Source organism: Veillonella sp. 3891, assembly GCF_003992315.1.
GTDB lineage: Bacteria > Bacillota > Negativicutes > Veillonellales > Veillonellaceae > F0422.
Genome location: NZ_RQVE01000004.1, coordinates 134,763 through 149,606, shown reverse-complemented (window position 1 = coordinate 149,606; position 14,844 = coordinate 134,763). Strand labels below are relative to the sequence as shown.

Here is a 14,844-nt window from a genome sequence, read left to right as displayed (position 1 = left end):
CCCTCCTATTGTGCAACAGGATGCACGAATACATGAATTTCTTCACGTCCTGTTTCTACACGATCCAATTGAACTGGAATTGGGAATTTTCCAAAATCATAGAGAGGAATTGCTTTTACCGCACCACTAGATAGGCGGTTTAAACTAGCTCCACCAATGGATAACTTTTCAGTAGCAAATTGTAATGTATTCCCTTCAATTTCCAAATGACCTTGGATGGTTACCTTACCGGAAAGGAATCCTCCTACGTCGATACGACCAGTCATGACAACGCCACGATCAGAAATCTCCACAGTTTCAATGGATAACCCTTTTGCACTGGAACTGGATAAATGTTGTTCAATATATCGTTTTAAATCATCTTGATGGATAACTCCTTCAATATGACCTTGTCCAAAACTCGTAAAACGTAATTGTTGGTCAAAAAATAATTCTTTAGGCTCAATCTGAATTTGACGTAAATCAAATGTCAAACGTTGTACTTTCAACTTACCTAAAGTAACGCCTTCTAAGTTACCACGAAAGGAGTCAATCTCACCTAAGGCCAATTTAAATCCAGGAGAGGATTCAATACGCATAGATTGTTCATCAGGATGTAAAGCTCCTTCTAATCTTGATTCCACTTCATGACTCACAAGCGTAGGCAATAGAAAGGATGATCCTCCTATAACGATACCACCTAGTATCAAGATGAATAGTATTGTTTTTAAAAAGAAATTTCTCACTGCCACTCCATTATATTGTTAAATTCGCTTCTTTCTTCAAGAAACCTTCCATAAATTGATCTAAATTACCGTCCATGACAGCTTGTACATTACCTGTTTCCACACTAGTACGATGATCTTTAACCATATTATACGGATGGAATACATAGGATCGAATTTGGCTCCCCCATTCAATGGCTTGGTAGGTACCGCCCAATTGTTCCTTCAATTCAGCTTGCTTTTCTAACTCTAATTCAAATAATTTAGCACGCAATAGTTTTAAACATTGTTCTCTATTTTGAATTTGTGAGCGCTCACTTTGACACTGTACGACAATCCCCGTCGGAGTATGTGTCATACGCACGGCAGAGTCCGTTTTGTTGATGTGCTGTCCACCAGCACCACTGGCACGATACGTATCCACTTGTACATCTTTCATATCTAAATTAATTTCTACGGTCTCATCAATTTCAGGCATCACGTCAACAGCACAGAACGATGTATGACGGCGTGCGGCAGAATCAAACGGAGAAATACGAACTAACCGATGTACACCTTTTTCAGATTTCATATAACCAAAGGCATTTTCCCCTTTTATAAGGAACGTCGCACTTTTAACGCCTGCTTCATCTCCTACTTGTTCATCCATGAGAGAAATACTATACCCTTGTTTTTCCGCCCAACGCAAGTACATGCGAATGAGCATAGAGCACCAATCTTGTGCCTCTGTACCACCGGCACCGGCATGGAAGGTAAGGATGGCATTATTCTTATCGTATTCACCACTTAATAGGAGTAATACTTCGCGATGCTCTACTTCATGAGTCAACTGTTCTACCATAGCAGTCAGTTCCCCTTCCATAGATACATCTTCCTCATCGATGGCCATCTCTAACATGAGCTTTGCTTCTTCGATATCTGTGACCAGCTTTTTATATCCTTCTACAGCATCTTTTAATTGTGTCGCCTCTTGGGAAATGTCGCGTGCTGCCTCTGGATCATTCCAAAAATCAGGGTCACTCATTTTTATATCTAATGTTAATATGCGTTCTTCTTTTTGAGCGATGTTAAAGTGAATCCCTCATTCCAAAAATACGCTCCTCTAAATTGTCGATAGGACCTTTTAAGTCTTCTAACAATTTATTCACCTCTTTCTTTCATTCTATACAACAAATGGCCGCACAGGAGATGTATCACCTCGCTGCGTGGCCATGAAAGTCTAGTCTACGTTTTGTGGTTCCAACACGTCTTCATGGTGGGTCTTAGCATCAGCTAGATGATCAACCGGTTCTTCTTCTGCTATTGTTTCCACATTAATTTGGATACGGTATAAATACATAATAGTTTCATCCGTAATAGCTTCTTTCATACTTTCGAACATGTCATAGGCCTCGAATTTGTATTCTACTAATGGATTTTTTTGTCCATATGCACGTAGGCCAATCCCTTCTTTTAACATATCCATGGCATCCAAATGTTCCATCCATTTGCTGTCCACCACTTTAAGCATGATGGCTTTTTCAAGCTCACGCATATTGGCTTCTCCAAATAAGGCTTCACGTTTTTCATACTCTTTGTGAGCAATGTCAATTAAATGCTCTTGCAATTCTGCACGACCATATTCTTCCATTTGCTCTACTGTCAACATACCTGGTTCTAAGAAGTAAATTTCTAAATGTTTTAGTAAGCCTTCATAGTTCCATTCTTCTGGATATAGTTTTTCATCTGCATACTGATTCATAGCGTTGATAATCAAATTATCAACCATATGTAAGATCGTTTCACGCAAGGATTGGTTATTTAAGATCAAACGACGTTGTCCGTATAATACTTCCCGTTGTTGATTCATAACATCATCATATTCCAAGATATACTTACGAATATTAAAGTTATGATTTTCTACTTTTTTCTGTGCTCGTTCGATGGATTTAGTAATTAAAGAATGCTCGATAGGCTCGTCTTCTTCCATACCTAATTTATCCATCATGCCAGCAATATTATCTGCGCCGAAAATACGCATCAAATCATCTTCCAAGGATAGGAAGAATTGAGAGGAACCATTGTCCCCTTGACGGCCAGAACGACCACGCAGCTGATTGTCGATACGACGACTTTCATGTCGCTCAGTACCTAAAATGTGCAAACCACCTAATTCAGCTACGCCTTCCCCTAAGGAAATATCGGTACCACGGCCTGCCATATTCGTGGCAATTGTTACCATGCCACGCTGACCTGCATTCGCAACAATTTCTGCTTCTTGCTCATGATGTTTCGCATTCAATACATTGTGAGGTACGCCTGCTTTTGTCAACATATCACTTAGCATTTCAGATTGCGTAATAGAGGTAGTACCCACCAAGATTGGCTGCCCTGTTTTATGACGTTCCACTACATCTCGTACAACAGCACGATATTTAGCATCTTTTGTTTTAAAGATTAAATCTGGCATATCCACACGTGCCAATACTTTATTTGGTGGAATTTCATATACTTCCAAACCGTAAATATTGTTAAATTCTTGTTCTTCTGTTTTCGCTGTACCAGTCATACCAGACAATTTTTCGTACATACGGAAATAGTTCTGGAATGTGATGGACGCCAACGTTTGGCTTTCACGTTCTACACGTAGGCCTTCTTTGGCTTCAATAGCTTGGTGTAAGCCATCAGAATAGCGACGACCGAACATCAAACGACCCGTAAATTCATCGACGATAACAACCTCGCCATCTTTCACGACATAATCTTTGTCTCGTTCCATCATGGCATAGGCACGAAGGGAAGCACTTAACAAGTGATTCAATTCTAGGTTTGAGGAATCATATAAGTTTTCGATGTGTAACATCTTTTCAACTTTTGCAATCCCTTCTTCTGTAGGAGCAATCGTTTTTTGTTTTTCATCGATCGTATAATCTTCATCTTTCACCAAGTGAGGCACTACTTTAGCTAATTCATAATAGCGTTCCGTAGAGCGTTCCCCTGGACCAGAAATAATAAGTGGTGTACGCGCTTCATCGATTAAGATAGAGTCCACTTCATCGACGATGGCATAGTTCAACGGACGTTGTACCATTTGATCTGCATGGACAACCATATTATCACGCAAGTAGTCAAAGCCGAACTCATTATTTGTACCGTATGTAATGTCTGCGCCATAGGATTGTTTACGTTGGTCGTAATCTAAACCAGCTACAATTAAGCCAGTAGATAAGCCTAAGAAATTATATAAACGGCCCATCCATTCGCTGTCACGTTTCGCTAAGTAATCGTTCACTGTTACAACGTGCACACCTTTACCAGATAGAGCATTCAAATATACTGGTAAGGTAGCCACTAATGTTTTACCTTCACCCGTACGCATTTCTGCAATATTGCCACGGTGCAATACAATACCCCCGATCATTTGCACATCGAAGTGACGCATACCCAACACACGTTTGGATGCTTCACGAACTACGGCAAATGCTTCTGGTAAAATATCATCTAATGTTTCACCATCTGCCAATCTTGCTTTGAACTCCTCTGTCTTTGCGCGCAAAGAAGTATCACTTAACGATAACAATTCTGGTTCCAATCCATTAATCTCTTCAACAATGGATCGAATCCGTTTAATTTCTTTTGCATTTTTATTGCCTAATAGTTTTTGTATAAAACCTAACAACTATCTCAACTCCTTATATGTGGAAAGTTTCAATTAAAGACTATGTATCTAGATTATTATAGCCTACTAGCAAGTAATAGTCAAAAAGAATGATAAAAAGACGGTGCCAAGTTTATCATTCTATACTATATAAAAAAGATTAGACCAATCTAGCCAGTCTAATCTCTCCACTCCCTTATTCAATTCCAAAAAACTGTTTAATATACGTCAATGACACAGGAAAGTAATAGTTCGCATCAACGCCCACGTCATATCGTCGAATGCCATTGGCTCGATTCTCTGCATTATACTCCGGTGTGTTATGCATATGTCCATGCAACATGAGACCACCTTTATTACGACCACCTTGCCAGTCCAAAATAGGATAATGCATGAGTGCCAAGCTCACACCCTCTGTACGAAGGTATGTATAATGCGTAATCTCCTCAAACAATGATTGATCATACTCCTCATAGCGATCATGATTTCCTATGATTAAAATCTTTCGTCCATTTAGCTGTTGAAAGTATGCATTCGCTTGATCCGCTCCAATTTTATAAGCTAGATCGCCCAATAAATACACTGTATCATCAGGCCTTACAATACTATTGTAGTTCGTAATCAGAACCCTTGACATCTCCCTTTCATCTCTGAAAGGACGATTATTAAAGCGAATCACATTTTCATGACCGAAATGCAAATCGCTGGTAAAGTAAATCATTTTATTTTTTCCTCAATTCTCGCATCCAAGCTTTATAATGTAAAGCTTTTGCTTTAAATAGATTTCTATAGCGCCGTTTTGGCGTAAACAAATGAAACATTCTACCATAGGTAACAAACATGGTATCCATTGCAAGATCATACTCACACCAATCCAATGAGTCTAAAAAGGTAATCAGTTCCTGAACACCATGTTTTTCAGCTAAAGTCTCGACAAATCGGTATACACCCACAGTATCTTCATCCATAAAGTCCCAGTTACCAATGCGATAGTCATCATCGAAATCATAATGTTCACGCACCAATTCCTGCAAGTCTTGTAAAAATTCTTTACTTAAACAAGCATCAAAACATTCTTTTTTCTTTTCTAGGTATTCATCAGTACACCATTCGTATTTAGCCATGGAGGGCCTCCTTCGTTTAAATGATAAAATTATAAAACAATTAAGTTCAAATATCTTAATATACTTGGTAATTATCTCATATGAGATATATTTAGAATCATACTACTTTCAAACCCAAAGTGTTCGGATCCACTGCATTATGTTGTTTGAGTCATTCACAGAGTCACACTACTCTCAAACATTACCTAAAAAAATAGCGAATTTTGACCTGTTTGAGCCATTTACAGAATCACACTACTCTCAAACGATAATTAACCCCCCAAAAGCCTCTCCGAAGTTTAAGTCATTTACAGAATCACACTACTCTCAAACCAACATACCGTAGGGCGGATGGATCAGTATGTTTGAATCATATACAGAATCACACTACTCTCAAACCTGTCACGCAGATTGGGTGATAGTGGCAGAGTTTGAGTCATTTATAGAATCACACTACTCTCAAACCAACATCCTCACGGCAAGTTAGGACGTTCTGTTTGAGTCATTTACAGAATCACACTACTCTCAAACCTGGGGTAGGAGGTTTGAGAGTATAACCTGGTTTGAGTCATTTACAGAATCACACTACTCTCAAACCATCATTAGGGGTATGTAAAACTACCTTCTGTTTGAGTCATTTACGGAATCACACTACTCTCAAACTTTCCATAACAAGTGTATGCACAATCATATGTTTGAGTCATTTACGGAATCACACTACTCTCAAACTCATTTGGCATAACTAATGTATCCAAATCAAGTTTGAGTCATTTACGGAATCACACTACTCTCAAACGTTTTTTCTTACCTTCTACTAGGTCAACATGTTTGAGTCATTTACGAAATCACACTACTCTCAAACGCGGTTCGTCTCGTGTTTTCCTCTAACATCGTTTGAGTCATTTACGGAATCACACTACTCTCAAACCTGAAAATATTGCTTGCATAGAGGAGTTTAGTTTGAGTCATTTACGGAATCACACTACTCTCAAACAGTAAAGATGTATAGAGATCATTTAGATTCGTTTGAGTCATTTACGGAATCACACTACTCTCAAACAGGAGGAAAGACTTCACTAGCTGCATATATGTTTGAGTCATTTACGGAATCACACTACTCTCAAACACGGTAAAAATAGATATGTCTCACACGTCTGTTTGAGTCATTTACGGAATCACACTACTCTCAAACGTAAATTATTCAATTTGTTCCTCACGGTTCGTTTGAGTCATTTACGGAATCACACTACTCTCAAACTTTTCTTCTTACCTTTAGATTCTTCTTTAGGTTTGAGTCATTTACGGAATCACACTACTCTCAAACGGCCAAGTTCGTGCGCATTATATGTCACAAGTTTGAGTCATTTACGGAATCACACTACTCTCAAACATGAACGATACAAAGATAAAGAGTCGAACCGTTTGAGTCATTTACGGAATCACACTACTCTCAAACGCTGCTTTTCTTATTTTGTACTGTTCTTTAGTTTGAGTCATTTACGGAATCACACTACTCTCAAACCATCTAATGTGGTGGAGTATGAAAACCGTGGTTTGAGTCATTTACGGAATCACACTACTCTCAAACACCCCCGGCTTATGTTGAAAGTATGATCTAGTTTGAGTCATTTACGGAATCACACTACTCTCAAACCAACTTCCAGAATTACCCACGGTAGCATTTGTTTGAGTCATTTACGGAATCACACTACTCTCAAACGCAACCTCACGCAATTGTTCCATTTCTTCAGTTTGAGTCATTTACGGAATCACACTACTCTCAAACACGTTTCTTAGGTTCTACCTCAGGTGGGTAGTTTGAGTCATTTACGGAATCACACTACTCTCAAACGACCACCATTTTGTAAATAAAGTTTTGAAAGTTTGAGTCATTTACGGAATCACACTACTCTCAAACTTAATATATAAGAAATGGGCAAAAAATGGGGTTTGAGTCATTTACGGAATCACACTACTCTCAAACAAAGCAGCAATGGCACGTGTGGGGCATAATGTTTGAGTCATTTACGGAATCACACTACTCTCAAACGTAATCAGTGATACCACGTGCAATCGCACGGTTTGAGTCATTTACGGAATCACACTACTCTCAAACCCCAAATACGAGTTTGGGATTCCAAAGCTTGTCCAGTCACCACCAAGTGTGATTCTGTAAACGCTGTTATATCAAACAAAAGTCGCTATCTAAAGTATACCCATTAATAAAAGATTTATCAATATCATCTAGTCCATGTACCCCAGAAGATATACATAAAACGCATAGCTGTTTCGCTAACATAGTCGTAAAAAATGCATGTAATTCTTCCACGTCTAAATACATCTCTATATTTGCAATCACAAATAGATCTGGATTTAATAGTTCATGAACTATATTGATATAGTCTACTAAACGGTCCACTGGATCCGCATCATTTTCAGGTATTTTAAAAGCTCCTAACTTGATGATATCCGCAGCAACGATTTCTTCCTTATGCTCGATATCAATCGATGATCCAAATTCCAGTTGATAGTAAAATTGATGTAATCTGGACACCGTTTCATGTAACTCTTCCATCATTAAATTACTTTCTTTCACCAAATTGGCCGTTAACTTTGTTAGTATTGTTTTACTATTCACATCTACCTGGATGGGGTTCATGATGACATGAAGTGACTTATCAATGGCTACTCCTTTGGCATTCACATTATAAATCCAAGGCCCTTCACCACCACTATATTGTTCATACAATTCTAAAATCATATGGCGAAATATACTATGTTTTTCTATACACAGGCAATTAATTTTAGTAGTATCCAAGTTAATCTCTATCGTTGAGTCTTGATAAAAAAGTTTCACAGTACAATCACTCTCTCTGTTGTATCTAGGACTTCCGACTGCACCTCTCCCGTCAATATTTCCATTTTTGAATATTGCTTTTCAGTCACAGTTAATAAGCAAATGTTTCCATCCGCCGGTTTATGTTCTCGCAGTTGCTTTTCCAACAATCTAACACTGGTTCCATTTAATACCAACTTTACATACACCGATTCTTGTAACATAATAAACCCATTAACTAACAAAAATTTTCTAAAATCGCGATAGGCCTTTCTGTGAACCGATGTATCTGTTGGTAAATCAAACATTACGAATACTCTCATAAATCTATAACTCATATTCTATAAACCTAACTAACCCAGGATCTTGGTACGTCAATGCATCTAATACGCTTTTACAATAAATGCCGATGGCATCCTTTAATAAAAATCGGTATCCATCTATATCTACAACTAATGATAGGAGCTGGACTAAGCTGATTTTTTCATCTTTCCCAAACTCCTGTACCTCAAGACTAATCACCTTATGATCTACAAACACACGCAACGCCTCCACCAGGTCTGATCCTAGATTGTATAGATTAAATTGATTTCGATGATTGATACCTAATTGCGTGATAAATCCATTCTTAACAATTTCACGATTCACCGCAGAAAGAAGTATACTATACCCGTAATCTAACCCCGCATTAATTGGATTTTCTTGCTCCCTTGTGAAAGTATTTCCAAACAAGCTATTAAAGTATACTTTAGCTGCATGGCCTTCCCGTTGTGTCATATCATTAATTCGTACTTCATCTCGATAGGATTGCAACAACTCACTTTCTTCTTGATGTCCATATTTTTCAAGTATCCGTGCTTGATTGTTAATCTTTTCAGCAATAATTTTACTCCAAACCAGCCCTTTGATTTCACTGTCCCAACTCACCTGTAACCGGCACTTTTTACTCGCATTATGAGAACCATACAAAGGCATCACTTCACTACTAGGGTTTCTCTTTTCATCACAAAATACAATTTTTACTTTTGCTTTAACTAAAGCATTCAGCAAAACGGCAGTCAAACTAACTGCTGTAGATTCAATGATTAGCATATAAATTTCATCAATAAAAACTTTCTTCACATCGAATCCCTGCCGAACAATCATATAATTCATTTTAAAATCAAGTTTAGATTGCTTAGTTATAACTACCGTTCGCCAACTCATAATATCTCCTATTCTATTTTATTTTAATTTCATTTTCATATAAACCCGTAATAGATGTTGTGATGACACTGAAACTGCTTTTATTAGTTAAATTTACACCTATTGTACCTCTAGATATATTTATATTAAGTCCATCTATATTTCGATTATCAGTGAAGTTAGTAATTAAATTGAGTATTTTCATTAATGTAAATACCTGATCTTCTAGAGATAAGTTTTTAAATTCTTCATATCCAGTTGTCTTTAAAAGTTTCAACTTATCTTTAGGAATCTTCCTAAATAATGAACCAGACAATTTTTCCATAAACTTTTTATAGAGAGCCAAATTCTTTTCTAAAGTAACACTAACAGACTCATCTAGATAAGTAGTCTTTATTTTATTAATATCAAATAGAATTTTATTATCTTTTTTGAATTGAATTTTTTCTAATAACTTTATATATATATTCAAATCATTATCAAGTAATAAAGGAATCGCATGATCAACATATACTTCATCTTTTGTTCTTCCTCCCAAAAAAAGTCTATTTCCCTCAAAATTAATTAAGCTTCCATTATATAGCCCTCTATATATAACATGAATACTTTTTAAAGCTACCTTTCCTTTATAATACTTAACAAATAGATTACAAATAGATTGATCTGAAAAATCTCGATTTAACAAATACACGGGCACCGGGAAAATTTCAATTTTCTCTTTATTTTTTTCATCAATTGTTTTTAAAACTACATATTCAGCAATTTTAATATCACTTCGTCCTCCATATTTCCCAAGTTCTTCCACTCTGCAATCAGTTTCTTTTATAGGTAAATATTTATCATCTGATGACTTAATTGCCACATTAGCCTTTTTCAAGCCTTCTTTTCGGAATAATTTTCCTTTATCTGCAACAGCTCTTCTTGTAATTCTCACATCATTACTTTTCATCATTGCAGTAACGGTTTCCATACTGTATTTTGGATCCCAGATAATCATATCTTTGTTATTGCCACTAAAAATTCTTTCATCATACATTTTCGTTAAATTATATGTTCTATCTACACCTTTATTCTTTGCAAATGAAAGAAAGTCTTTTGTAAACTTTTCGTGATATACATTACCTACCACGATATTTAAATAGGCATCTTTTGCATGATGATGGTGATTCACCGATCGCACTTTAATGAACCCATAATCTCGTCTAAAATCGGATACATTTTCTGCTTTTACAAATACAATTTCTGTTTTGGGATACAGTTGTTGTAATAAAGTTGTCACGGCCTTAATAGATTGGCTAGTAGAAACGATTTGACGATTAATAAATTGATTTAATTCATCATTTGTTAAAGGTTCAATTCTGATTAACCGTTCAAATTTCTTTTGAGATATTAGCCCTTTATCCAATAACATCTTCCAAAAATCTCGACTTTGTTTTTGAATTGTTTCATCAATAGGATAATTATCTGTTTTACGCATATTTATAGTTTTATCAACTAACACTAAATTATCGAAACTATCATCTTTAGTTTTACTTTTCGGAAATATATGATCTTTATCATATTGACCTGTAACTAGATCACGTATATCAATCCTTTTCCCTGAATACATACATCTACCTAGCTGAGTAAAATAAAGATATAACTTCCTACTATCTAAATCTGCCTCATTTAGTACATTTAGCTCATTGCGCAGTCTATTTATATCATCATTTTTGATTTGATTATACAAATCGACTAAAATTGCTTTTCTAGATTTATTTCGTTTTTTATCTACTTTATTAGTTCTTGTTACTTCCACAAATATTTTCTTTGGTAGTTCTTTACGAATAGATACAAGCTCATCAAGAATACGCAATGTTTGCCATACACTACGTTTTACCATTGGTGATAAGGATAATTCTTCTAGCATTTCAAAAGCTGATTTTTCTTTTGTTCCTAATACATTTTTTACGTATTTTTGTACATTCTCAATAAAAGAATAGGAAGAACTCAACAATTGCATCAAGTTTTCATGACCTTGTCGCATATGTTCAATAATGGTGCCTTCTTCAGAGTCATCATCATTCTTTTTTATGCCCCTAATATCACTCAAGAATCTCTTGGACAACCTTCCCCATCCAACGTATTTTAACTTTCCTAATTTTTTGATTTGTTCCTCTGTAAGTCGTTCTCCATAGTTGTTTTTCATTACTTGTCGTAACATATCTTTACTTTCACCAAAGATAGTAATATAGCGAATGATGTCTTCTGCCATGGAATAATCAAAATTTTCACCTAGGATACGAGCCATATCTCTATGAGATGTTAGTTTCGTAGCAATCTGTTGATCCATACCCGTAATAACCGGAGATTGTGACACATAGTTATTATCTACTAAATATTTTGCTACCACTTTTTTCGTAGCTGTTTTAGTATCCTGTAAAGACATAAAGTGATCTCGTATAAATGCTTGTTTAACATCTACTGGTAATGGTTTGCCATTGATACGAATATTGTTCAATTCATTCAATAAAGAAAACTCCGCATAGAGCAAGGAATATTTAGGTAACACATCTTGGTCAATTAAATAAGTACATTTATTAGTTAAGTTTTCAATAAATTTAACCGCTGATGCTTGGACATCAATTTTTTGTTCAAAGTTCCATGGCAATACTTGTCCCGCTTCCTTACGAACAACCCAAGCATACCCACCATTCTCAATTGAATGTGCAGGATTCAATGGACCCACATAATAAGGAATTTTAAACTCCAAGATGGAAATAATTTTGTCCGCTACAGTCAATCCATCTTCTACTTCACTTAAAAATGGGAAATTTGTTTTTGCTTTGTCTAGAATACGTACTAATTCTTCTTTATGTAATTGGTAAGGTACTACACCATTTTTATTAATTCGTTGAAGTGGTAAGAAATTCTTTTCTTTTATCTCTTCCTTTATCTTTTCTATTTCTAATGATTCTGGTAATTGTTTTAATACTTTTTCAACATAGCTATAAAAGGATTTTTCTGTTGTAGTAGTCTTTCCAATGACTCCCTTCTTAATATATTTCACATAATTTGTGCCTTCTTTCAGATCAGCCTTAAACATATCATCATATAGTTTCTCATCTTGTTTTAACACTCCCTTTAAAAGTGCTAAATCGTTTTTATGTTTAGCATATGTTTCTATTTTTGCCTCTGATAAGGATTGTCCTGGCTTTACCATATCGCTAAGAATAATGCTATCATGCAAAACTTTACATTGATCTACTAAGCCCAACCGATCACCCCATACTTCTGCATAAGCACTTCGTACATCATCATAAATCAATTCATCTAAACTAATAATTCTAAGCTCTTTTTCATCAGGTTCTACAATATCTACATCAACTTCAGTAAATAGTTCTACTAACTTAGCTTTCAATCCCACAATTAAATTCGCCCATGCTTGTAACCGTTTTTTATCAATACTAGAAAGTTTTTTCCCGTTAGCAATCATCGATTCTAGTTGTTTTACCTTATCACGTCTTACAATACCTTTGTCTAGCAATAAAACAACAACTGAATCCAATATCCCCTTATTCTCTATAATAGAACCAAAACCTAACTCTGATAACGTAGCTTGAACGACTTCATTAATCTCTCCATCTAGAGAAAATTCTTTTTTCCCATATAAAAAGTTTCCCCGATGTTTTAAGATATGATGAATAGCCAAGAATAACAAGCGAATATCTTTCGTGCCTTCTGTCATCAAGTGATGGCGCAAATGGTAAATAGTAGGAAACTCCTTGTAGTAATCGACATCTGTATAATCTTTGTCCATAAATAGTGTATATTTCACTGGATTCGTCTTATCTTCTAAATGATATTTCGACTCATGAAGGCGCATGAAAAATGTATCATCTACTTCGTTAATTTCTTTAGCAAATAATGATTCGAGTAGGAGTAAACGGAATTTGCGGCGTTTATAACGACGACGAAGAGACCGTTTCATACGAGTTTCTGCAGCTGTCTCTGCGCCTTTAAATAATCTGGAGCCCCATATTTTATGAGATTTGAATTTCAATAATTCATACTTCTCATTGGTGGCAGCCCAACCCACAGAGTTGGTACCAATGTCAAACCCAATATAATAATTCCCCTGTTTCAAGCCTTTGTGTTTACAAATCTGATCCTTGTGTTTGTCAAAATCACTCATTGTACTTCTCCCTTCCCATATAAGATAACCGTCATCACGCAATGAAAAAGCAATATCCATGACTATATATCAAAATGAATATTACCATCTGTTATTTAATTGTATTATACTACTAAAAAAAGCTTGACTCCACCTCTTTTTTTGTATACAATATAGGTGTCTCAAAGAGTTTGAGTCATTTACAGAATCACACTCGTTCAAATACGAATTTATTTTCATCGCCCTTGGGGCACCCGCTGTGGGTACTTAACTCAATTCATTAGGAATTGAGTTTTTTTATTTTCCAGACAAAAATGAACGCATACATACACATTACATACTATCATCTATTCAAAAAACTATAACAGACTCTCATATACAAAAAAGGAACGCTGATAACTCTCTATCAACGTTCCTCTTTCTATTTCTTATACTCTTTCAAAACTATCTATTTCATCGTCATGATATATGCCGATTAGATATAATCAACCTTTACAACGGTACAAGACATCCTTAATTGCTTACCTCTGCTTCACCCATCGCTGGTATCCTTTCCACAATAGGAAATACAAAACCGACGCAACGAGTATGACGATTGTTAAACGACCTAAGTTATCTTGCAATAGCACCGCATCGTGACCGACGATGACTTCTAGTGCTGTGGAAGGGAATTTCCCCACCAAGTTGGCGATAATATAATCGCGCAAAGAAATTTGGCTAATCGCTCCCAAGGCAGTAATGATACCACTTGGAAAATACGGAATGGCACGAGCGAAGAGCATGACAGTCAAACCATTTTTACCACTAAAGTCATCCACTTTCAGTAAAAACTCGCTCTTTTCTATAACCTTATGCGCCGTATCTCGTAAGATATAGCGCATAATCATAAAGCTCAGTACAACGCCCACTGTTTCTGCTAGCCAAGAGATAATTATCCCTGGTACTACACCAAATAGCAAACCATTGGCTGTGGAAAAGAAGATGGACGGTAAAAATCCTAGCGCATTGATGAGTACATCCAAAACAAAGCTGATCACCATGGCCCACGGACCATAGGATTGTAATACCTCTGCCATGCGTTGTACATCACCAGAAAGAATTAATTCCCACATGTCATCATAGAAACCTGGAACAAGGACGTACACTAGAACTCCTAGTATCACCAATCCGCTCAACAACCCTAGTTGTATATATCGTTCCTTTTTCTTATCATTCATTCCCATACC

The 14,844-nt window shown here is 36.1% G+C and carries 10 protein-coding genes and 1 CRISPR repeat array; all 10 genes read right to left on the bottom strand.

Going from position 1 to position 14,844, the window contains the following annotated elements; genetic code table 11:
• Nucleotides 1–5 precede the first annotated feature (5 nt).
• The 10 genes from EO118_RS03645 to EO118_RS03600 all read right to left on the bottom strand — a co-directional run bounded on the left by EO118_RS03645 (nt 6) and on the right by EO118_RS03600 (nt 14,835).
• A complete protein-coding gene (locus EO118_RS03645; RefSeq protein ID WP_164723887.1) occupies nt 6–647 on the bottom strand; it encodes an LmeA family phospholipid-binding protein in 642 nt (213 codons plus the stop codon).
• Between the two features lie 88 nt (nt 648–735).
• Nucleotides 736–1,843 (bottom strand): peptide chain release factor 2 gene (gene prfB, locus EO118_RS03640; protein WP_240626927.1). Its coding sequence is split into 2 segments (ribosomal slippage): nt 736–1,785 and nt 1,787–1,843, totalling 1,107 coding nucleotides; the frame shifts between segments, so codons are not numbered across the junction.
• 80 nt (nt 1,844–1,923) lie between these two features.
• Nucleotides 1,924–4,362: a preprotein translocase subunit SecA gene (gene secA / locus EO118_RS03635; protein WP_127068681.1), complete on the bottom strand. Its 2,439-nt coding sequence runs from the start codon at nt 4,360–4,362 to the stop codon at nt 1,924–1,926.
• Between the two features lie 175 nt (nt 4,363–4,537).
• Nucleotides 4,538–5,062, bottom strand: coding sequence for a metallophosphoesterase (locus EO118_RS03630; protein WP_127068680.1), 525 nt, complete (start codon nt 5,060–5,062; stop codon nt 4,538–4,540).
• Between the two features lies 1 nt (nt 5,063).
• Entirely contained in the window at nt 5,064–5,465 is a 402-nt protein-coding gene (locus EO118_RS03625) for a hypothetical protein (protein ID WP_127068679.1), read from the bottom strand.
• Nucleotides 5,466–5,609: 144 nt separating this feature from the next.
• A CRISPR array of direct repeats spans nt 5,610–7,560; the repeat unit is 36 nt; unit sequence GTTTGAGTCATTTACGGAATCACACTACTCTCAAAC.
• 66 nt (nt 7,561–7,626) lie between these two features.
• Nucleotides 7,627–8,301: a type II-A CRISPR-associated protein Csn2 gene (csn2, locus tag EO118_RS03620; protein WP_164726242.1), complete on the bottom strand. Its 675-nt coding sequence runs from the start codon at nt 8,299–8,301 to the stop codon at nt 7,627–7,629.
• Nucleotides 8,298–8,603 carry a CRISPR-associated endonuclease Cas2 gene (cas2, locus tag EO118_RS03615; RefSeq protein WP_164726064.1) on the bottom strand — a complete coding sequence of 102 codons (306 nt, stop codon included), beginning with the start codon at nt 8,601–8,603 and terminating at the stop codon, nt 8,298–8,300. The genes csn2 and cas2 overlap by 4 nt, the downstream gene beginning before the upstream one ends.
• A gap of 4 nt (nt 8,604–8,607) precedes the next feature.
• Nucleotides 8,608–9,486: a type II CRISPR-associated endonuclease Cas1 gene (gene cas1 / locus EO118_RS03610; RefSeq protein WP_127068676.1), complete on the bottom strand. Its 879-nt coding sequence runs from the start codon at nt 9,484–9,486 to the stop codon at nt 8,608–8,610.
• A gap of 13 nt (nt 9,487–9,499) precedes the next feature.
• Nucleotides 9,500–13,639 (bottom strand): type II CRISPR RNA-guided endonuclease Cas9, encoded by a 4,140-nt coding sequence (cas9, locus tag EO118_RS03605; RefSeq protein WP_127068709.1) that lies wholly within the window; start codon nt 13,637–13,639, stop codon nt 9,500–9,502.
• A gap of 500 nt (nt 13,640–14,139) precedes the next feature.
• Nucleotides 14,140–14,835 (bottom strand): TVP38/TMEM64 family protein, encoded by a 696-nt coding sequence (locus EO118_RS03600; RefSeq protein WP_127068675.1) that lies wholly within the window; start codon nt 14,833–14,835, stop codon nt 14,140–14,142.
• Nucleotides 14,836–14,844 lie beyond the last annotated feature (9 nt).

Bases quoted from the DNA above. Each gene is read 5' to 3' on its own strand.
- EO118_RS03630 (WP_127068680.1), bottom strand. From the start codon at position 5,062: ATGATTTACTTTACCAGCGATTTGCATTTCGGTCATGAAAATGTGATT.
- cas1 (WP_127068676.1), bottom strand. From the start codon at position 9,486: ATGAGTTGGCGAACGGTAGTTATAACTAAGCAATCTAAACTTGATTTT.
- EO118_RS03625 (WP_127068679.1), bottom strand. From the start codon at position 5,465: ATGGCTAAATACGAATGGTGTACTGATGAATACCTAGAAAAGAAAAAA.
- cas9 (WP_127068709.1), bottom strand. From the start codon at position 13,639: ATGAGTGATTTTGACAAACACAAGGATCAGATTTGTAAACACAAAGGC.
- EO118_RS03600 (WP_127068675.1), bottom strand. From the start codon at position 14,835: ATGAATGATAAGAAAAAGGAACGATATATACAACTAGGGTTGTTGAGC.
- cas2 (WP_164726064.1), bottom strand. From the start codon at position 8,603: ATGAGAGTATTCGTAATGTTTGATTTACCAACAGATACATCGGTTCAC.